This is a genomic window from Lyngbya sp. CCAP 1446/10 (assembly GCF_026130175.1).
Classification (GTDB): Bacteria; Cyanobacteriota; Cyanobacteriia; order Cyanobacteriales; family Microcoleaceae; genus Microcoleus.
This window is the reverse complement of the sequence record NZ_JAIGNI010000002.1, coordinates 82,989-105,621: the sequence shown is the minus strand read 5'-3', so window position 1 is coordinate 105,621 and position 22,633 is coordinate 82,989. Positions and strand designations below refer to the sequence as shown.

At 47.7% G+C, this 22,633-nt stretch carries 6 protein-coding genes and 1 pseudogene; 4 read left to right on the top strand and 3 right to left on the bottom strand.

The features are described 5' to 3' along the window. Nucleotides 1–488 precede the first annotated feature (488 nt). Nucleotides 489–2,150, top strand: a complete 1,662-nt coding sequence (locus K4039_RS01565) for a diguanylate cyclase domain-containing protein (RefSeq protein WP_265233360.1) — start codon at nucleotides 489–491, stop codon at nucleotides 2,148–2,150. Nucleotides 2,151–2,430: 280 nt separating this feature from the next. On the opposite strand, the pseudogene K4039_RS01560 reads toward K4039_RS01565, so the two are convergent. The 3 genes and pseudogenes from K4039_RS01560 to K4039_RS01550 all read right to left on the bottom strand — a co-directional run. Next, nucleotides 2,431–2,661 (bottom strand): annotated as a pseudogene (locus K4039_RS01560) (sensor histidine kinase); the annotation flags it as partial. A gap of 273 nt (nucleotides 2,662–2,934) precedes the next feature. After that, nucleotides 2,935–4,173 carry a hybrid sensor histidine kinase/response regulator gene (locus K4039_RS01555; RefSeq protein WP_265233359.1) on the bottom strand — a complete coding sequence of 413 codons (1,239 nt, stop codon included), beginning with the start codon at nucleotides 4,171–4,173 and terminating at the stop codon, nucleotides 2,935–2,937. Between the two features lie 107 nt (nucleotides 4,174–4,280). Then, nucleotides 4,281–10,766 (bottom strand): PAS domain S-box protein, encoded by a 6,486-nt coding sequence (locus K4039_RS01550; RefSeq protein ID WP_265233358.1) that lies wholly within the window; start codon nucleotides 10,764–10,766, stop codon nucleotides 4,281–4,283. Nucleotides 10,767–11,434: 668 nt separating this feature from the next. Between K4039_RS01550 and ppsA the strand changes: the two genes are divergently transcribed. From ppsA to K4039_RS01535, 3 genes are all read left to right on the top strand, one after another. Beyond that, a complete protein-coding gene (ppsA, locus tag K4039_RS01545) occupies nucleotides 11,435–13,912 on the top strand; it encodes a phosphoenolpyruvate synthase (protein ID WP_265233357.1) in 2,478 nt (825 codons plus the stop codon). Nucleotides 13,913–14,296: 384 nt separating this feature from the next. Next, nucleotides 14,297–14,617 carry a DUF6464 family protein gene (locus K4039_RS01540; protein ID WP_265233356.1) on the top strand — a complete coding sequence of 107 codons (321 nt, stop codon included), beginning with the start codon at nucleotides 14,297–14,299 and terminating at the stop codon, nucleotides 14,615–14,617. 1,285 nt (nucleotides 14,618–15,902) lie between these two features. Further along, nucleotides 15,903–22,490, top strand: a complete 6,588-nt coding sequence (locus K4039_RS01535; protein ID WP_265233355.1) for a DUF4347 domain-containing protein — start codon at nucleotides 15,903–15,905, stop codon at nucleotides 22,488–22,490. Nucleotides 22,491–22,633: the final 143 nt, after the last annotated feature.

The window sequence follows — 22,633 nt, the reverse complement described above, 5'->3', positions numbered from 1 at the left end:
CCCCTTGCCAAGGCCACGGTGTACACACAATTCCTAAAAACTTGGCTCTGTCTGACACAATCGTGAGTAGGCAAAGTTTTTAGACGATAGATTTATTTATCAATAATTTTAGCTTATTGATAATAAGTAACGGAAAATCAAGGATTAAAAAAATAAATTTCCGTTTTTTCCGTCATTTGATTTCCAACTTGACTTGTGTGCACACCGTAGCTTGCCAAGGGGGGACAAGAATCTGATCAAAGTCCCCGCAACCATTCGGGGGATGCGAGGGGGATATCCGGGGAATAAATAGCCCGATCGCAAGTAAGTAGATAGGTAAAAATAAACTGGCTGATGGGGATGGTGGGTGAGAGCAGCGCTCCACTAGCTGCTAGTAAAGATCCGGTCTTAACCCGCCTTTACAAGATATTATTGTTGTTTCGTGCCGATCGCCAGTATCGCTCTCAAAACAAAAAAGTTTCCTTCAACCTGCTCCGAACGCTATAGTTGTGTTAACACGTAACCAATCTCTGAAAATTTTGTTGGTTGAGGATGACCTCGCAGATGCGACGCTGATCGAAGATCTTTTAGGGTCATTCAGCGAGGCTCTGTTTCGCCTCCAAACTGTTACATCCCTGGAGAGGGGACTCACGTTTCTGGAAGCTGAAAAGTTTGACGCCGTACTATTAGACTTGTCCGTGTCAGACAGCTTGGGGGGAAGCGAGGCGATCGCAATTTTGAAAGCTCGATCGCCCACAGTTCCGGTTCTGGTGCTGACAGATAGCAATGATGAAAATACGGCGCTGTCGGTATTGCGAGCGGGCGCTCAAGATTGTTTGGTAAAGGGAAGATTTCAGAGAACTCTGCTGGTGCGGGCGATTCATTACGCGATCGAACGCCAGCAAGTCGAAGAACAATTGCGACAGCAGGCGATCCGACAGCGGCTGTTGGGACAAATGATCGAACATATTCGATCGTCAATAGACACCGCCAGCATTCTCCAAAATACCGTAGCAGAAGTGCGCCAATTTCTCAAAACAGACCGCGTTTTAATTTATCGCTGTCAGGATTGGGCGGAGCAATTTGACCGGGAAGAGCAAAAAGGTGCGATCGTCGCAGGTGACGGTTTACCAGACGGTTATATTGAAAACCAAAATATTAGTGCTGCTTTGGCGGTGTCATGCCTTTTTTTGGTCGAATCCCAGTCGGTACAAGCAATAGCAGATGTCAGCACTGCCGCATTGTCTGGCAGTTGCAAAGAGTTGCTGGCAGATTGTGAAATTGCAGCAGTTTTAAGCGTGCCAATTTGGCAATCTGGCGACTGGGGAACGGCAAATAAAAGACTAAAAAGCAGTGTTTGGGATGCCGGAAAAAATCAAGATACAGCAGAAGATTATATATCGCTGCTGACTGTTGGCAAACCGCAGGCGCAGGGAAAAAGTGTGCCGGATTTTAGGAGTGAAAATCGCAATAGTTTGTGGGGAATGCTGACAGCATACAATTGCAGCGGTGTCAGGGAATGGCAGCAGTGGGAAATTGATTTTTTACAGCACTTAGCGAATCAAGTGGCGATCGCGATCGAACAATCTCAACTTTACCGCCAGCTCGCAATAGCGAATCAAAAATTGCAGGAACTGGCAACTACTGACGGACTGACGGGCATTGCCAACCGCCGCCAGTTCGATCGCGTTTTGATGTTGGAGTGGCGCAGATTTGCAAGAGAGGAACTGCCGCTGTCTTTAATTATGTTGGACATCGACTTTTTTAAACTTTACAACGAGTTTTACGGCCACGTCGGCGGCGACGATTGTTTGCGCCAAGTTGCTAGGGCGATCGCCTCTTCTACCAAGCGGGCTGGGGATTTTGCCGCCCGCTACGGCGGCGAAGAATTTGCAGTAGTGCTGCCGAATACCACCGCCGAAGGGGCAAACCTTGTCGCCCGGAAAATTTGCGACGATATCGCCAGTTTGAAATTGCCTCACGCGCGATCGCCGATCGGCTTCTACGTTACCCTGAGTTGCGGCATTGCGACTGTGATTCCTTCTCCCCAGGAATCTCCAGACAGCCTAATTCGCAGCGCTGACAGCGCCCTTTTTCAAGCTAAAACTGAAGGCAGAAATCGCATTTGTCACGCTAGCAGCAAGTCGGAATCTTCCCCGATTTTGATGTAATTGGTAATTGGTAATTGATTGTTTACCACTAAGAATTGATTTAAAGCCTCTCCCTTTTAGGGACAAATTAAAAGAAGACTATTAATCAGGTTCACTTAAGCTCTGTTTGTCATTGCGCTTCGGGAAAGCAATCGCAGCGTCTGTTTGTCACATCGTTTTTCTCCGTGCACTGTCTTAACTGAACCGTATGGGACTATTAATTACTCGAATCCTCTTCCTTCCAGGTTAACTGTCAACTGTCAACTGTCAACTGTCAACTGTCAACTTGCCAATTCCTAATTTATTCGCCTACATTTGAACTCGTACCAGTTAAATTCGATCGCACTGGAATTTCAATCAAAAACTCCGCTCCCTCTCCCAGTGTCGAAATACAGCTCAATCGGCCGCCGTGGCGATCGACTACAATCGAGTGAGAAATCGACAATCCCAAGCCAGTGCCCTTGCCCACAGGCTTAGTCGTGAAAAACTGGTCAAACAGCCTCGATCGCACCGACTCCGGTATCCCCCCGCCTCGGTAATATCAAAAATCGCTCCATCGAGCCACAAAACTAACCCTTCTGGATGGTACGCCCTGCTTCTTTCCGACACCTACGGCACCCGCGCACAATCCGGTATTCTAGATGATACGGCTGTTTGGAGTCTACCGCTGCTCTGATTGTGCGATCGAGCATTTCCCTGTCTGCCTTATGTATGGATCATGCTAGCAAAACTCAAGCGGTTGTTGTGAATAAAGAAGGACTAAAGTCCTCACTACGAACCCAATTATGAACTTAATTATAGTTGTTTAATCGGACAGAATTTTACTCTGTTGAGTCGATAAAGTTTTCTGCTGTTTCGGCAGAACAACTGTAAACACGCTGCCTTGACCGACATTACTGCTAATAGCAATCTCGCCGTTAAAAGGTTTTAAAAGTTCAATACAAGTGTAAAGTCCGAGACCAGTTCCAGTCGGTTCGCCTTCGATTTTTTCCTCACCTTTAGGCGGCTTTGATGTGTAAAAAGGGTCAAAAAGTTTTGACAAATCTTCAGGTGCTATGCCGCATCCGGTATCGGCAATATCCATGTATATGTTCGAGTCGTCTTGCCGAGTCACGATAGTTAGTTCCCGCATTTTCTTTGCCCACATAGCATCCATTGCATTATTTATTAAGTTATAAAAAATTTGAGATATATAGGAATAAATTAAGGGAAGGTTGGAAATTTGTTCGTCATAAAAGTATTTTTTTCTAATCTTATTTTTAAAATACAGATTGCCTTCTAATAGCTGAATTTCTCGCTGGACTAAATCGTTGATATTTACAGGATGCAAATCTTGGTTTTGTTCTTTTCTGCTTTTCATCATCAGATTATCCATAATCTGATTGATTTTTGTGACAGCTTGAAAAATATACTTGGTATAATTGAAAAGAGAGTCTTCTTGAATTTTTGTGGCTTTTGTTTCAATCAAATCGACGCTAGTCTGGATTACTTGTAGCGGGCTTTTGAGGTTGTGCACCATGCCCTGAGTCAAACGTCCGATGATGGCTGTTTTTTCCTGGTCGATTAATTGCTTGGTTTTTTGTTCGACAAGTCTTTCTAGGTTTTGGTTGAGGTGGGCTAGTTCGAGGTTTTTTTCTTCGAGTCTTTGTTGCAAGTTGCGGATTGTCAAGTGAGTTTCAATGCGGCTCAACACTTCTTCGTGCTGGAAAGGCTTAGTGATGTAGTCAACGGCTCCTGTCTGAAAGCCTTTTACTTTATCAAGCGTCTCGGAAAGGGCGCTCATGAAGATGATGGGAATGTCTCGCGTTGACGGGTCTGCTTTCAAACGCAGGCAAGTTTCAAAACCGTCAATTCCTGGCATCATGATGTCCAAAAGAATCAAATCTGGATGAATATATTCAATTTGCTCGATCGCACTTTCGCCATCTAGAGCCACTAATACTTTAAACCCGTAGTTCCTCAACAGCTCGAAAAGTACGTCAAGATTTGTTTGGTTGTCATCGACAATTAGTATGATGCTTCTTTCGGAATTTTTATTGTTCATATTCAAGGGAAATATTCAAATTATTGAGTTGTGAGTTGTCGGCTGTGACTTGAAATCCGATTCAAAGAATTTTTTGTAGCTCTAGAAACCCGTAGCTACCGTCAATTTCAGGACAAATGTTGTTTCAAAAAATCTCGAATTTGCTTGAGCTGAAATCCTTTAGCAAGTTGGCGCAGATGATGAACGAAAGGCACCAATGTCGGGTCAGAATGTTCGAGGTTAGTAGTTTCCTCCAGAATAGCTTCAATATCGCCCATTGCAACCAATCTTAACAAACTTAAGACTGACTCTGAGGCAGGAGAGATCATCGTTTGAGATTGCTGCGAGTCAGTAGCAGCCATCTCAGGTGATGTTTTGCGAGTTTGAGGTTTCCGCTTTTTGGTTTCCGATCCGTCTTCGTAAATCCATTCTAGTCTCAAATGCAGGCGCAACAGTTCTAAAAGCTCGTTAGTTTGAATCGGCTTGGTGAGAAAATTATCGCAACCTGCAAGTATGCTCTTTTGCCTCGTAGTCTCGTAAACGCTAGCGGACAAAGCAAGGATAACCGCATCTTTTAATTCCGGCAACTGTCGCAGCCGCCTGGTAGCTTCCCAACCGTCCATGATGGGCATCAGTAAGTCCATTAAAATGATATCCGGTAAAAATTCCTGTGCTTTGTGCAAGCAGTCTTCGCCGTCTGTGGCTTGGGCAATTTCAAAACCCAAACGAGAAAGCAGCCTGTGCAGCATGGCGCGATTTACTTCGTTATCGTCCACGATCAGCACTTTGCGGTGGTGGCCGCTAAAACCGACAAGCCGGCGTTTTTCTGGCGCGGAGGGGAGTTGAGAAGACTGGGCGACTGCGGGCAAGTCTAGATCCAACGAAAATATGCTGCCTTTGCCGGGGGTACTTTGGACGCGAATTTTGCTGCTCATCATGTTGACTATTTTTTGGCTAATGGAAAGTCCCAGTCCGGTACCTTCGACGAAATTGTGACGATCGCCCACTTGATGAAAAGGCAAAAATATTTCTTCTAATTTATCCTGCTCGATACCAATGCCAGTATCTTCGATTTGAAAGCAAATTTTAGGGTTTGGGGCGCGATCGCCGATATTTGCTGCTGTTTGAGCTTCCGGCGCGAATGGTGTGAAGAACGGCGCGAGAGACACTTGCTGTGCGTCGTCTAAATTCGCAGTTAAATTGATTGTTTGAGTGGCAACTCCCGCTATCAAAGTCGAATTCGCGGCTGAATCTTCTGCATAACCGACTTTGAATGTCACGCCGCCGCTGTTAGTAAACTTAACCGCATTGCTGAGCAAATTAATCAAAACTTGGCGCAACCTTATTTCGTCAGCTAAAACGCAGTCGGGTAGCGGCGACACCTGCTCGTAATTAAAGGCAATTCCTTTTTGATGCGATCGCATTTGGAACAAGTCAACAATACTTTTTACTAAACTCGGTAAATCCACCTCTGTGGCAGACAGTTCCATTTTACTAGCTTCGATTTTTGCTAGGTCTAAAACATCGTTAATCAGCGTCAGTAAGTGGTTGCAGCACTGGTGAGCGCTATGCAAGCTTTCCTGTTGTTCGGCTGTTAAATTGCGATCGGATTTCAGCAGTTGAATGTATCCCATAATACCGTTCAAAGGCGTCCGCAATTCGTGGCTCATGTTGGCGAGAAAGTCGCTTTTGGCACTGTTGGCGGATTCTGCGGATTCTTTAGCTAATTGCAGGGCGGCTTCTGCTTGTTTGCGATCGGCAATTTCGGTTTGTGCTTGTTCAAATAGGGTCGATTGCTGAATGGCGATCGCCAACTGCACCCCCAATTGTTTCAGGCACTCTGCCTCAAATTGCTGCCAGGGACGCGGGCCCGTACAGTGGTGGGCAATTAACAGCCCCCACAATTTTTCGCCTTGCAAAATCGGTACTACCAGATTGGCTCTCACATCGAACCGAGCCAACAAACTCAAGTGGCAGTCGGCGAGGCCAGCATTGTAAACATCATCTGTGGCTCTAATTCTGCCCTCTTGGTAAAGAGTAACGTAGGTTTCTCCAAAACAAGGGTCGTAAATTTCCATTCCCACAATTGGTAGGGAATTTTCGGCAACCGACTCAACAGCGATAAAGCCGCTCCAATCAGGATTGAATTGGTAAATAACAGTGCGGTCTACTTGTAAAAAATGCCGCACTTCTTCGACAGCTTTGGTGAGAATTTCTGCTAAATTCAGAGAAGAGCGAATGCGTTCCAGCATAGCTACGGCCAACTGTTCACGCTTTAATTGCTGGCGCAAGATTGCTTCAGATTCTTTGCGTTCTGTGATGTCAGTAATCACTGCAATTAAGCCGATCGAATTGCCATTTACATCTTTAATGCTATCGGCTCGCACCAGAGCGGTAACAGCTTCGCCGCTCTTAGTTCGGAGGGCAACTTCGCCGCACCAAGAGCGACCTTGGCGAAGGTTTTTATAGATTTTCTTGTAACTTTTAGGCCGGACGTAAAGGGCGGCGCGATCGCCTAGATCGTTGAGTTCTTCCACCGTATAGCCGTAACGCTGAATGAAGGCTTGATTGTGGTAAATAGACCGCTCTTTCAAGTCGGCGATCGCGATCGCATCGCTGGTACTTTCCACGGCTTGAGTGACCCGCAGCAAAGCTAATTCTGCTGCTTTGCGATCGCTGATATCAGTCATCGAACCCACCATCCGCAGGGGGTTTCCGGCTTCGTCCCAGACTGCTTGAGCGCGGGCGAACACCCACTTGTAGCTGCCGTCTTTGCACTGCAAGCGGTATTCAGCGGCGTAATGGGGGGTTTGGCGATCGAGATAATCTTGGATCGCTGCTTGCACTCGTGAGCGATCGTCTGGATGAATGCGATCGATCCATTCGCTGTTGCAACTGTCGATTTCGCCGTCTGCGTAACCGATAATTTCTTGCCAGCGAGCCGATCGAAAAGCTTGATTTGTTTGAAGATTCAGATCCCAAATTCCGTCTTGATTGGCTTTGAGAACCAACTGCCAACGTTCTTCGCTTTTACGCAATTCTTCTTCGGCTTGTTTGCGCTGAATATGAGCAGCTAACTGAGTCGCTACCGCCTTAACCAACTCTACTATCCGCGGCTCCATAATTGATCGAGCGCGCTTGCAGAATACCAAAACTGCCAGCACTTGTCCGCTAGCGTGAATTGGCACTCCGAAACAAGCTTTCAATCCCACTGCTTCCGCCATTTGCGTCCGGGCAAAAAGATGATTTTTGGCTCTAGAAATATCTTCAATCCATTCTACATTTCGGGTTGACCAAATCCGTCCCGGCACTCCCACTCCAGAAGCGAATCTAATTTTTTTAGTTTCACAGCCGAACCTATCTAAATCGCGATCGCTAGCGTACCAAGTTTCGCTGTATTCCAAAACAGTACCGTTAGCAGCCGGTATCCAAGCTTCCGCAAAATTCCAGCCGATCGCAGTGCACAGCAACCGCAGGATATCTGGGAGGGCGCTGTGAAAATCTACCGACTGACTAATTGCTTGAGTTGCTGCCAGCAACAGCTTGATTTCATCTTCTGCTTGCTTGCTTTCTGTAATATCAGTTCCCGTGCCGAGAATTTGTTTTAACTTGCCCTCTGCTGTTTTCGCAAATACAGTATCTCGGCTCACAATCCAGCGCCAAGAACCATCCTTGTGCCTGATTCGATATTCAATTTCAAAGATATCCCCTTCCGTACCCGTTTCGACTTGCTGTAAATAATCAGGTATTTTGATTGAATCTTCCGGGTGGATTAAAGTTGACATCATCCACGGCCCGATTGCCTGAATTTCCTCAACTGTATAGCCGAGAATGTGGTATATAGAAGCGTTTGCATAAATATTTTTTTGTTCTATTAAGTCGTAAACATACAACATATTAGGACTGGCCTCAGCAATGCGATCGCCGAACCGCTTGCTATTTTCCAAATCGGCTTCTGCTTTTTTTCTCGCAGTAATATCACGAACAATACAAATTATTTCGCCATTAGGCAGAACAGTCAACGACATTTCTTGAGGGAATTGAGAGCCGTCGCGGCGGCAGCCTACTGCTTCAGTGTTGCAATAACCTTGGCGGGCTAAAGCCGGCATAATTTCCCGCTCGAACCTTTGGAATTCTGCACCTTCATAAAACATTTTCCAACTTTTCCCCAACATTTCTTCGAGGGAATTGTAACCATAGATTTTGAGTTTAGCTGCGTTGGCATAAATCACCTCTCCGCTGGCATTGATAATGCCGATACCTTCCGAAGCCGCTTCCATTGCTGCGGCTTGTCGGTGGAGTTTTGACTCGAAACGTTTCCGGCTGGTGATGTCGCGGACGATCGCGATAATTTCGTCATCAGTGCAGAATACTATTCTCGCTTCAAAATCGCACAGTGCATCCTTAATTGGCAGTTGATATTCTACAACTTGAATCTCGCCGGTGTCGATCGCTTGTTGATTGCCGGACAAAATCTTGTTAGCAAAAGCAGCAGGCAATATGTCTTGTGCTTTTTTGCCAATAAATATGTTTGCCGATACGAGAGTCTGGAGGTCTTTTGCGGGTTTAAAGTCTACCAAAGTACCGTCGGCGCGACAGCGAAAAATCATGTCGGGTATCGCGTTTAAAAGAGCGCGGTTGGTGGCTTCGCTCTTGCGTAATTCAGCTTCAGCTTGTTTGTTCAATGTCACATCGCGGCCCCCTGCATAAATTAAACCTTCTTCGGCAAAGGGCGATGCCGTCCACGACAGCCATTTATAACTACCATCACGGCAAATATAGCGGTTTTCTAAGTTAAGAACAGGGTTGCCGTTTTTTAGTGTTTCTACTGCTGCTGTAGTTATTACTCGGTCTTCGGGATGCAAGAATTCTAGAAAAGGTTTGGCTACAAGTTCGGCTATGCTGTAACCTAAGAGATTTGACCAAGCGGGGTTTAAGCGTTTGAAATAGCCATCAAAACCTGCAATGCAAAGTAAATCTAGGGAAATATTAAAGAAGCGATCGCGCTCTTGCTGGGTTTGTTTTAATTCAGTGATATCCATCACCAAACCGTCCCAAATTATATCGCCGTTGGCTTGTTTTTCCGGTTTCGCCGCGCATTGCAGCCATTTCACTCGCTCTCCCACAACTTGCCGCCACTGGTGTTGCCAAGCTTGCTGGGTTGCCGCTGAAGTTGCGATCGATCGCTGCAAGTCCAAGATGTCGTCGGGGTGAACAGTTGCAAAAGCCAAGCCAGCATTTTCTTCTATTTCTTCAGGGTGTAAATTGTAAAGCTGCCAACTCCCCGAAGAAACGTAAGTAAAAGATGTTTTACCATCTACATAAAACCGATATTGATAAATCATTCCCGGCACATTATCGGTCATGATTTGAAATCGAGCTTCGCTTTCCTGCAAAGCTATTTGCTGGCGCTTGTACTCAGTCACGTCTCGCATGATTCCGACCAACATTTTAGTGCCATCAGCTTTATTGAAGACTGTTTTTTTAGTAGAGATAATGCGTTCTTGCCCTGCGCTATCTGTAAAAGTCTCTTCCGTTTGCTCAGGAATGCTTCTTTGCAATACTTGCTCGTCTTGTTGCTCAAAAAAATCGGCTTCTGCTGGGGGCAAAAAGTCATAGCCTGAATTGCCTATTAGTTCCGAGCGCCCTGTTCCCATTAACTCGCAAAAAGCGTCGTTTAATAGGACAAACCTGTGCTGCTCGTCTTTGACAAAAATTGGGTCGGGAGTAGCATTGATCGTGTGATTCAAAAACTCTTCTGATGCTTTTAGTTCTGCTTCGTAGCGATAGCGATCGCTCACGTCTAAAATTACTTTAATCATCCGGTCGATCGAGCCGTCTCGGCCGCGAATACAGCGCAGGGAAACTCTCGTATAAACTATTTTTCCGTCTTTTTTGCGCCATCTTTTGTCTAAAACATAGCCTTCGCTCTGTCCTGCCAAAATTTTATTTAACTGCTCTAAACTGGCGGTTTTGTCTTCAGAAAAACCCGACTGATCCCAATTTGGGTGCAGAATTTCTTGGCGCTCGTATCCGAGCAAATCGCACAAAGCATCATTAACTTCCAACCACTGGCATTTTTCGGGTTCGGAGGGGGAAATTGGAGGAGCAATAATCGCAATTCCGACGAGGGAATTCTCGACTACCGAGCGATATTTTTCTTCGCTTTTTTGCAAAGCTTCTTGGTTGTGCTGCCGCTCGACTGCGTAGCGGAGCGATCGCATTAACACTTCGCTGTCGATTTTTCGCTTGATTAGGTAATCCTGAGCTCCGGCTTGGATTGACTGCACGGCGAGTTTTTCATCGTTGCGGGCCGTCAGTACGACGATCGGAGTATTTAGGCTGTATTCTTGTATTTTGACAATTGTACTTAAGTCTTGGCTATCGGGCAGCGAAAGGTCTAGTAAAATGACATCAAAATGTTCGCCGAGCAAAAGTTGCTGCGCTTTGCTGAGACGGTCTGTACAGCTTACTGACAGCCTTTGGGATTTAGCTCTGCCGACATTTGTTTCTAATAATAATTCTTCGATCAGATCGGCTTCGGCTTGATTGTCTTCTACGAGAAGAATTTTAAAGCCGTTTCGCTTTGCGGCTGGGCTCAAAACTGATATCATATACCTTCTTATTTGTCATAAGGCAGTTGAGATAACCATTATAGCATACAAAGAATTTAAGCCCTAAAAAACGAAAGCAAACACAGAAAAATTATTTGGTTAAACAATTACAATGTTCTACATCGACTGGGTTTGTGTTTTCAGTAGGTAAACCCACTCACAGGTAAAACTTTTACGGTTTTTAGAATCTCGGCTTTTTCTGGGAACCCAAGCTGCTCGGTTGTGTTTTTTGGGCGATCGCCCCGGACAACCGATCGCCCTCCTCGAACCGACCCTTTGTTGCCCGTAGATTGCGCTATCAACGCAATCCGAGCAATATCCCCGCACCACTGCGCAGCGCAAAAAATCGGTAGGAACTATGTTCAACCTGCACATTTTTACTACTTGTTTTTTTATAATAGCTTACAGAAACTCCCCGCTACCATTTCTTTACTTTTTGCAATCAAATAAATTTTCTCCACAGGTCTTGCTATTTAGCAAAAAAGTGATATTCTTGAAATAGAGGCAATCAAAAACTCTGCTGGATACAGCCTCAGAAAAAAACTCGATAATTTTTGCAACAAAACTACGTTAAGACATTGACAGGCCTTTGTTTACTGTCATTTGTTTGCTGTCATTTGTTTGCTGTCCTTTGACCGAACTGAGCTGAAGTTGAGAGGAAAAAAGCAATGCTGGAAAATTTAGCAAATCAACAAAAACAAGTTTTAATTCCCAAAGACAAAGCCTTGGTATTGTGGTTTGATGAAGTCGGCATCGCCGACATCCCATTAGTAGGCGGAAAAAATGCTTCATTGGGGGAAATGATTCAACAGTTAACCCCCAAAGGAGTCAGCGTCCCCAACGGATTTGCAACTACAGCACACGCTTACCGCGACTTCATCGAATCAGCGGGTTTAGAAGCTAAATTGCGCGCAATTTTTGCCGATTTAGACGTAGAAAATCTCCAAAACCTGCGACAAAAAGGCAAGCAAGCGCGGGCATTGATTCTGGATACACAGTTTCCGCAAGACTTGCAAACGGCGATCGCCCATGCTTACGATCAACTGTGCGATCGCTACGGCGAGAATACAGACGTAGCAGTGCGTTCCTCCGCCACCGCCGAAGACTTGCCAGACGCCAGTTTCGCCGGACAGCAAGAAACCTACCTCAACGTCCAAGCTTGCGCTGGCGTCCTCGAATGCTGTCACAAATGCTTCGCCTCCATATTCACCGATCGCGCGATTTCATACCGCCAACAGCGGGGATTCGACCACTTTGAAGTCGCCTTATCTGTCGGCGTGCAGAAAATGGTGCGATCGGACTTAGCATCCTCCGGCGTCATGTTCAGCATCGACACCGAAACCGGATTCAAAAACGCCGTATTAGTCACCGCCGCCTACGGATTAGGCGAAAACGTCGTCCAAGGCGCAGTCAACCCCGACGAATACTTCGTCTTTAAACCAACATTAAAACAAGGTTTTCGCCCGATTTTAGACAAACGCCTCGGCAGCAAAACACTCAAAATGGTGTACGATATCGGCGGTTCTAAATACACCAAAAACGTATCGGTGATCGCAGCCGAAAAAAATAAATTTGCCATACAAGATGATGAAATTCTGCAACTAGCAGAGTGGGCAGTAGTCATAGAAGAACACTACTCCAAAGTGCGCGGGACTTATACCCCGATGGACATTGAGTGGGCAAAAGACGGCAATACAGGCGAATTGTTTATCGTCCAAGCGCGACCCGAAACAGTACAATCTCAAAAGTCGGCTACAGTTTTACGCAACTACAAATTGCAAGGTATCAGTGCAGTTTTAGCAAAAGGACGCGCCGTTGGCGAAGCCATCGGACAAGGAAAAGCCCGCGTGATTTTAGATGTTCACAGAATCGCTGAATTTCAATCAGGAGAAGTTCTTGTCACCAACAAAACAGACCCGGATTGGGAACCGATTATGAAAAAAGCAAGTGCGATCGTCACCAATTCCGGCGGCCGCACTTGTCACGCCGCGATCATCGCCAGAGAAATGGGAATTCCCGCCATTGTCGGCACCGGCGACGCCACCCAAATCTTGAAAAACCATCAAGAAATCACTGTTTCTTGTTCGGAAGGAGACGAAGGCAAAGTTTATGCCGGTTTGCTTCCTTTTGAAATTCAAGAAACTGCGATCGAGAATTTGCCCCGCACCCGCACTCAAATTTTAATGAATGTGGGAAATCCAGAAGAAGCTTTTGGTTTGTCAGCAATTCCTTGCGACGGCGTAGGCTTGGCGCGGCTGGAATTCATCATTGCCAATCACATTAAAGCACACCCGCTGGCACTGATTCACTTTGACGAATTAACCGATGAATCAGTCAAGGAAGAAATTGCAGAACTGACAGCGCTTTACCAACACAAACCCGATTTCTTCACCGATAAACTAGCCCACGGAATTGCCACAATTGCCGCCGCATTTTATCCAAATCCAGTCATTGTGCGGATGAGCGATTTCAAGAGCAACGAATATGCTAATCTTTTGGGAGGGCGGCAGTTTGAACCCAAGGAAGAAAACCCGATGATCGGGTGGCGCGGCGCTTCTCGTTATTATGACCCGAATTACCGCGAAGCTTATGCTTTGGAATGCGTTGCGTTGAAGCGAGTTCGCGACGAAATGGGCTTGACAAATGTGATTCCGATGATTCCGTTTTGTCGCACGCCGGAGGAAGGGCGAAAAGTGTTGGCAGAGATGGCGAAACACGGTTTAGTTAAGGGCGAAAATGGCTTGCAGGTGTATGTGATGTGCGAATTGCCCAGCAATGTCATATTTGCTGACGAATTTGCCCAGGTTTTTGACGGATTCTCGATCGGCTCCAACGACTTAACTCAGCTAACATTAGGATTAGACCGCGATTCTGCTTTAGTCGCGCATATCTTTGACGAACGCAATGAAGCTGTCAAGCGGATGATAGAAATTGCGATTAAAGCCGCCAAGAAGTACGATCGCAAAATAGGGATTTGTGGCCAAGCCCCCAGCGATTATCCTGAGTTTGCTCGGTTCTTAGTTGAGTTGGGAATTGATTCGATTAGTTTGAATCCCGATTCGGTTTTGAAGACTTTGTTGGATGTTGCCAAGGTGGAAGGTGCGGGTTCGTTGATGGATTTAGCGGGGGAGGTTGCTAAGGTTTAACCGTTTTTGTTGTTGATAGAAACCGGGTTTTTCAAACAATAGCTGCGCCATTTTCGGGCTTGGTTGTTTTTGATTTAGACCCGGTTTCTCATATCTAAATCTCTAAAATAACCGATCTTCCGTTTGTAGTGAGGACTAAAGTTATCCGATTTTTATGATGCCTAAACTCCTGACTACAAACTTATCCAGAACACCCCTCATCGGCGCCAACAGCGATCGACCTCCTCATGGATCGCCATAGATCGCCAGCAAACGGTTAACGCACAGGCATAGTTTGAGACTTTTCCGGGAACTTTTCTGATTTAAAACCGTCTCTTCGGGGATAATTTTCTGTTGCCGATCATCTAAATTAAAAAAAATATTCTCCACAAAAGCTCTGAAAATGTGTTTACAGTTCTCCTGATTATTTTCATAGGTTTAGCTCCGTCGCTGGTGTCTTTGTGGGTGATGCGCTCTGCCCAAAGTCAAGCCAGCGCCAGAATTGCGGCGGCACAACTTGCGGTAGCAAATAGACCGCTGCGAAATGAACTAGCAATGGGCGATCGCACTTACGTAGAAGGTCTCGGTTATCCGATCGGCGATATCACTTGCGAGTATAACGCCCGCTCTAATTACATTCGCTGCGCTGTCAATCCTGCTGGGCCCTGTCAAGATTGTCGGTACTACCAAGCCAGAACTCTTGACGTTCGCGGTGAAAAGATATAGGTTGTATTGGGGCTTGTATATACGCATATTTGCGGATGTAGTCATCAATAAGTTAATATATACTTACGTGTAAGGATTGTTGCTGGAGCTTGTTCAAAACGAGCCGCGCCCAAACTCAGCAATAAAAACCTAATCGAGCAGTATTGCTGGGTTACAGTTGCCGTAACTGGGGGATTACAGTCAGTGTTTTTCTAGTTGAGGACTTACGATCCGAAACCAGGTTTAGACGATAAACCTTGGTTGGGGGGCCAGAAATCTAGGAATAAATCAGGCTTATCGTCTCCTGAGCGTAACTCCTGCCCTTAAAAAAATTAGCGAATAAAAATCGCAAATAGCTGACAGGCAAATTTGCAAGTCGATTTCTCCAAAACATCATGAAAAATTCTGCACGAACAATTGTCCTTCTTGATTTACCTCAAACAGAAACCCGCTAGACTCTAAGTGTGACAATTTGAGAAGTTGCTGGTGGGCGACAATATTCTGTTTTTGCGATCGCAGCAAAGCAGTCTCAAACCTTGATTGTTGTCTCCAGACTACAATTCATAAATTTTTAAGACGCCTCGTCGATACAGGGTATGTATATTTCAATTAAATAACACCTCGGTCACTGCCGGCCAAATTATGTTACGGCCAGCACTCCCTAGTAATTTCCTCCCTAATAAAGGTCTGGTTGCTCTTGTGAACAGGGCTGGCGCACCAGAACCAAAGAAACGGGGTTTCGACTTCGCTCAACCAGTAGGCTTTTTACTGGTAGCGAGGGCTGGAACGAATTTTTTTCGTCCATAAAACCCTGTTTCTGCATCCAGAAATGGTGAAATTTCTCTGCAATTAAAGTGCATTAGACGATCTACAGAAAACCTCATCAAGTAAATTTTTGAGCATTTCTGTGATTATCTACGGCGGGATGTAAAACATCTGCGTGTAACAGATACACTCCTTAGCCCAAAGCCGAAGGCAAAATATCACTCGATAGATAGATTGTGGGGGTTTAAACTCTCAATCCTTAACGCTTGCATCGGCGATCTTTGCAATGTTATCAAATAGCAAGATAGCACAGCTTTGTGATGGATAAAATTTGCCTATTCCTCTTTCTGGCAGTCAAGCACCAGAGCCTCAAGCTCTGCAATTAAACGTTGTAAAGAGGCGGCTTTTATTATCTTAAACTGGGCATATTATATACAATCAGTCAGGTCATTCTACCATGCGAACCATCTGTAACCAACCAATTTTCTCAACCCACAAAGCAGGTGACACCACCGCAAGCATTGCTACCAAAAAATCTCCAATGACAGCAACTGATCCTCATGAAAAACAAATAAAACAAGTAAAAGTAGAGGAGTGTTTCCTGTCCAAAAAACCCGGTAGCAGTGCGGGAATTGGGCAGCCCCACAGAGAATTTTTGCTTTTCACCGAGTCGGTGGGAGCCGGGACTGTAAAAAATTTACTGTTCATCGATTCGAGAGTAGAGAACTGCGACAGCTTGGCAAGAGGAGCAACAGCCGATACAGAGGTATTTGTACTAGATTCGACACGGGATGGAGTCGAGCAAATTACTAGAATTCTGGCTAATTGCAGAGATTTAGAAAGCCTTCAGATAGTGTCTCACGGTCGAGAAGCCCGAGTGCAACTAGGGTCGATCGAACTCAGCGGAGACAACTTAGAAACCTACAGCCATTTGTTGCAGCAGTGGGGAAAGGCCCTCAGCGAGAGAGGAGATATCTTGTTATTCGGGTGCAGCGTCGCAGCGGGAGAAAGCGGCAAAGCCTTCGTGCGGCGGCTGAACGAAATTACTGGTGCAGATATTGCAGCGAACGACGGCTTGACGGGGAGTGCGGCACTAGGCGGCGATTGGGAATTAAAATTTGCGATCGGGGAAATAAAAGCGAGCATTGCCATTGAAAAAGAAGTGCTCGAAGCATACACTTACGTGCTCGGCACATTAGTTAACGAAACTTTCAAGAACTCGACAGTGAAGGGGCCTTGGCTCTACCGAGGCACTAACGGGGTGCTGTACGATCCGACTAGCGGGATTCCAGCTAACTTGCAATCTATACCAGGCATCACTGGAGGAACAGTATCAGGCTTACTTCCGGCTTTAGGTGGGGATATTCCTGGCAATGGCGTTCTGCAATTAACTCCAGCATCACAAGACAGGCGGGAGGCTTTCGTCCTCTACAACAACCCCATTCCTTCAAGCGACGGTCTGATTGTCAGGTTTGATTTCTATTCCTACGGTTCCAATCGGCAAATTAATGAACCCGTGGGTTATTTTACTGGCAATCAGCCTGGGGACGGCATTGGTTTCTTCTTCATTAACGGTACTGCATCGCCAGACAAGCCAGGGGGTTATGGCGGTTCTCTGGGCTACGCTCAACGACTAGATGGAACCGTGGCCACACCCGGTATTGAGGGAGGTTATTTAGGCGTTGGCTTTGACGAGTTTGGCAATTATTCAGCACCGACGGAAGGGCGAGCTGGCCCGTCTCCCGATCCGGTTCCCGGCTCCTCCAATCCGCGTTTGGTGAGACCGGATTCAGTAACAATTAGAGGCAGGCAAGAGAATAATTACCCGTTTTTAACCCAAGCATTTGCTCCCTTGGGCATCGATAACATTCCTACCAGTATTGACTTCACCGAACCCAATTTTAACTTTAGCAATACGATCACGACCGATCGCACGGCAGCGAAAAGATCCGTTCAAGTTACACTGAATCCCTCTAACGATCGGGACAATCCCAATCGCCTCACCGTTGCCTTTGATACGGATCTTAACGGCAGCTACGAAACTACTCTGATCGACATTCGCAACTTGGCAATCACCAACGGAATCCCAATACCGCCTACTTTCAAATTTGGTTTTGGCAGTTCCACAGGAAGCGCCAACAACCTTCACGAACTTCAAAACCTGGTAGTTGAAACTGTCAATCCTCCTAGTATCTCGGCTGACGTTGTTACGATCAAGAATGGGCCGCAATCCGTCAAGCCTGGGGGTAGCATTACCTACACCATCACAACCACCAACAGGGGGACAGCGCCCGCTGAACAAGTCTTGGTTCTAGACCAAATACCAGAGGAATTAATTCCGTCATCATCAACAGTTCCTACTGTCATTGCCTCGAACAGCGGCACTTACTCAAACGTCACGCGGAATGTCACCTGGCCGAAAATTCCCGTTCTCAATGTCGGTCAAACCGTCACTTATACGCTGACAGTTGGTTTGCCACCTAATTTAGTTAGCGGCGGCACATTAACCAACGTTGCATCCAGCACTGCTGCGACTTTCGACCCCGATCTCAGCAACAACGACGGTTCAACGCCCATCAGTAGAGTTCTGACTACTGTCGCCGATAGAGTTGCCGACCTCGTTACTATCAAAAGTGGCCCTCTCACCAGTGCGATGGGGTCAACCGTCACCTACTCCCTGACCACCACCAACAACGGGCCTGACCCAGCCACTAACGTCACCATCAGTGACAGCATCATTCCGGGGTTAACAGGAGTGAGTATATCGGAGGGCGGTACTTACGACCCTGTTTCGGGCATTGTCACCTTCCCAGCAGTGACGACGCTGGAAAATGCAGGTACTCTCAGGCGAACCGTCAGCTTTGTCCCGCCAGTCACCCTTACCACCATCAGCAACACGGCTAAGAGTAGCTCAGCGACTCCCGACCCGATACTCACCAACAACAACGGCTCCGCAACGAACAAAGACGATACTCCAACCGGCTCGTCTGTTACCACCACACTCACTCCCAGCGCTGACATTGTTACCACCAAAAGTGGGCCCACAGCTACTAATGCTGGTGCCACAGTCAGCTACACGATCGCCACAGTCAACAATGGCCCTAGTCTCGCAGCAGGCGTCACCATCACTGACAGCATCATTCCGGGGTTAACGGGAGTCACGGCATCCGACGGGGGCATCTACGACCCAACGACAGGGATTATTAGCTTCGGCCCCGTGGCGATCGCCAACGCCCAGACAGTCACTCGGACGATCGGCTTTATCGCCCCACCCACGCTCACTGCCGTCCGCAACACGGCAAGAAGCACCTCAGTCACTCCCGACCCCACGCCGGGAAACAACGACGGTACAAACCCTAATTCCAGTGTTAACACTACGATCGGTGCTCTTGCTGACATTGTTACCACCAAAAGTGGGCCCACAGCTACTACTGCTGGTGCCACAGTCAGCTACACGATCGCCACAGTCAACAATGGCCCTAGTTCCGCAGAAGCCGTCACCATCACTGACAGCATCATTCCGGGGTTAACAGGAGTCACAGCATCCGAGGGTGGAACCTATGACTCAGTTACCGGGATTGTGACTTTCCCGGCTGTGGCGATCGCCAATGGCACTACAGTCAATCGGACGATCGGCTTTATCGCCCCAGCCAGCATCAGTGCCGTCGGCAACACGGCAAGAAGCAGCTCAGCTACTCCCGACCCCACCCCAAGCAACAACGACGGTACAAACCCTAATTCCAGTGTTAACACTACGATCGGCACAGTCCCCAGTCTTGCTAGTGCCGACATCGTTACCACTAAAAGCGGACTCACATCGGCAGAGCCTGGGCAATCTGTCACTTATACAATTACTACGGCAAACATCGGGCCCAGCGACGCGGCCAACGTCACCATCACCGACAGCATTGTTCCAGGTTTAACGGGAGTTTTGGCTTCCGAGGGGGGCACTTACGACCCAATCTCAGGAGTAGTTAATTTTCCGGCGATCGCCAGCGTGACCGTTGGTCAAAGCGTTACCCGTACCGTTACTTTAGCAGTCCCCAACAGTGGCAGCATCACCAATGTTTCCAGCAGCAAATCAACTACTCCCGACCTCAACCTCAGCAATAACGACGGCTCCTCTGCCGCCGCCAAAGTCACTACCGCCGTTGCTCTGGTTACTGTCGCTGGTAGTGCAGACTTGGTGACTACCAAGACTGGCCTCACATCTACGACCGCTGGTAGTTCAGTTACTTATACTATAACTACCACCAACAATGGACCGAATGCTGCTGAAAACGTAGTGATTACTGAAAGCATCATTCCGGGTTTAACGGGAGTCAAGGTGTCCGATAACGGCACCTACGATCCAGTTTCAGGGGTTGTCACCTTCCCAACTATTCCCAGTTTGGCTAGCGGCAGCAACACAAACCGCCAGGTAACTTTAATTGTTCCAGCGATCGGCATCACAAGTATATCCCAGAGCCGATCGACCACTTCCGACCCCAACCCCAACAACAACAACGGTTCCCAACCCGATGCCACTGTCATCACCACCGTCAGCTCGACCACTGAACCCGCCAACCTACCTCCGGTAGCGGACAACAGCAACACGACATTACCGCCCAACAGCACCATACCCATCAAGGGAATCAAAGGAACAGACCCAGACGGCACTGTGGTTTCCTTCACCATCAACACCCTGCCACCAACAAATCAAGGCGTCCTGTTCTTGGGCGACCCGGCTCAAGGAGGAGTGCCGGTCACGTCCGGTCAAGCCTTGACGCCAGATCAAATCAGCCAGTTGTTCTTCCAGTCGGCGGGCACTTTCACAGGGGCAAACTTTACCTACAGCGCCACGGACAACAGCGGTGGCATCAGTCCCGCCCCTGCGACAGTAAACCTGTTTCCGCCTAAAGTTGACCAACCGCCAGTAGCCAACAACTCCAGCGTTACTTTGTTGCCGGAAAGCAACGCCAAAATAACCGGATTGGGAGGAACAGACCCCGACGGCACGGTTGTTTCCTTCACCATCAACACCCTGTTGCCACCCAATGAAGGTACATTGTTCTTGGGCGACCCAACCCAGGGCGGAGTCCCGGTTACACCCGGTCAAGTTTTGACGCCGGATCAAATTACCCAGTTGTTTTTTCAGTCTAGTAGCAGTTTCACAGGAGCCAAGTTCACCTATAGCGCTACGGACAACCTCGGCATTACAAGTCTGGGGGTTGCCACTGTGTCCGGTATTCTGCCGACACCCGAGCAAACAGAAACGCCGACTACGACGCCGACTACGACGCCGACTACGACGCCGACTACGACGCCGACTACGACGCCTATTTTCGGCAGAGTTCCCGAACCGGATACTGGCTGCGGTTGCCAACCACTGCCCTTGCTGGCCCCGATCGCATTTATCCAACCCCAGGCAGGGCAAATACTCAACTTCGACTCCAACGCCGTAGAACTCACCGACATCCAAAACACGATCCTCGGCACTCCCGGAAATGACTATTTAAGCGGGAACGACGCTAACGAACTGTTTCTTGCCGAAGCTGGGGATGACATTGTTTTAGGTGAAGGCGGCGCCGATATCGTCTTCGGAGACCAAGGGGCAGATTTCATCGCTGCCGATCAGGACAACGATATCGTTTACGCGGGCAAAGAAAATGATGTGGTGTTCGGCGGGAAACAAAACGATCGCATTTTTGGCGATCGCGGTGCGGACTTATTGTCGGGCGATCGCGGTGAGGATACGATCGTCGGCGACAACGGCAACGACATCAACCTCACGGGCAATGACGGCGACGTAATTTTCGGTGGCGAAGCAGGGGATGCGATCGCTGGTAATCAAGGCAACGACATTGTTTTCGCCGGCAAAGGCCCAGACATCGCCTACGGGGGCAAAGAGGGAGACGTAATTTTCGGCGATAAGGGCCGTGACAGCCTCTACGGCGACAACGGGGACGATTCGCTGTTCGGCGGCGTCCTCAACTCCCTAGATAGCGACCCAGACGGGCAAGATTTGCTGTTTGGAGGCAATGGCAATGACTTACTATTCGGCCAAGAAGGCGACGATACTTTGCTCGGTGGTAACGGCCGGGATTTGGCCTATGGAGGCAAAGGGGGCGATCGCATTTTTGGCGAAACTGGTTCCGACACTCTCTACGGCAATCAAGGTTTTGATACCATCATCGGCGACTACGGTACTGCTGTTGCGACCACAATTGCCACATCTGAAGGCGACTTAATTTTCGGCAATGATAGTGGCGACATCATCGGCGGTGGTAGCGGTAACGACAGCATTTTTGCCGGCAAAGGCGATGATTTAGCTTACGGTGGCAAAGACAATGACTTGATTTGGGGCGAACTCGGTTCCGACACCCTTGTCGGCGACGAGGGAGACGATTCGCTTTACGGCGGCTTGCAAAACGAGTTAGTCAGCGATGCCAACGGCCGCGACTTGCTGTTTGGGGGCGACGGTAACGACTATCTCAACGGCGGTGAGAGTTCCGACTCTCTCGGCGGCGGTTTTGGTAACGATACTGTTCACGGCGGCAAGGATGACGATTTGGTGCACGGAGATGCCGGCGATGACTTGATGTACGGCGATGGTGGCAGCGATATTTTGTGCGGCGATGATGGCAATGATACCATTTTTGGCGATCGCGGGGAAAACGAGCGAGGCCCCGTGGGCGCAAACGGCCAGCAAGACTGCATCAACGGTGGCAGCGGCGACGACCTTTTATACGGCAATGAAGGCCAAGATACTCTCAACGGTGATGACGGTAACGACACTCTCTACGGAGGGAAAGATAGCGACATTCTCAACGGGGGTGCAGGGGATGACTGGCTATTTGGCGACGGCGGAGAGGATACTTTAATTGGAGCTAGTGGGAGCGATCGTTTTGTGTTAGATAGCAACAGTGGTATCGATACTGTCCTCAATTTTGAAGTAGGAATCGACAAGTTTGCTTTAGCTGGTGGCTTGAGTTTTGCTCAGTTGCAAATTAACTCCACGGCGAACGGCACCGTCCTGCAATTAGCCTCTACTGGTGAGGTTTTAGCTAATGTTTTTGGGGCTAACAATGCGATTACTGCTCTGGATTTTGTGACTGTTTCTCGGCAATACAAATCTCAGAAAGGTTAGTATTAAGGACTTTAGCCCTCTACTGAATGCGGGCTAAAGTTCTGACTACGCAACTAACTGCGCGATTCCAGTAATTTCCATTTAGTTGATTTTTTCATGTTAATTACTCCTGCTTCGGGCAACTACTACCAGTTTAAATTCGG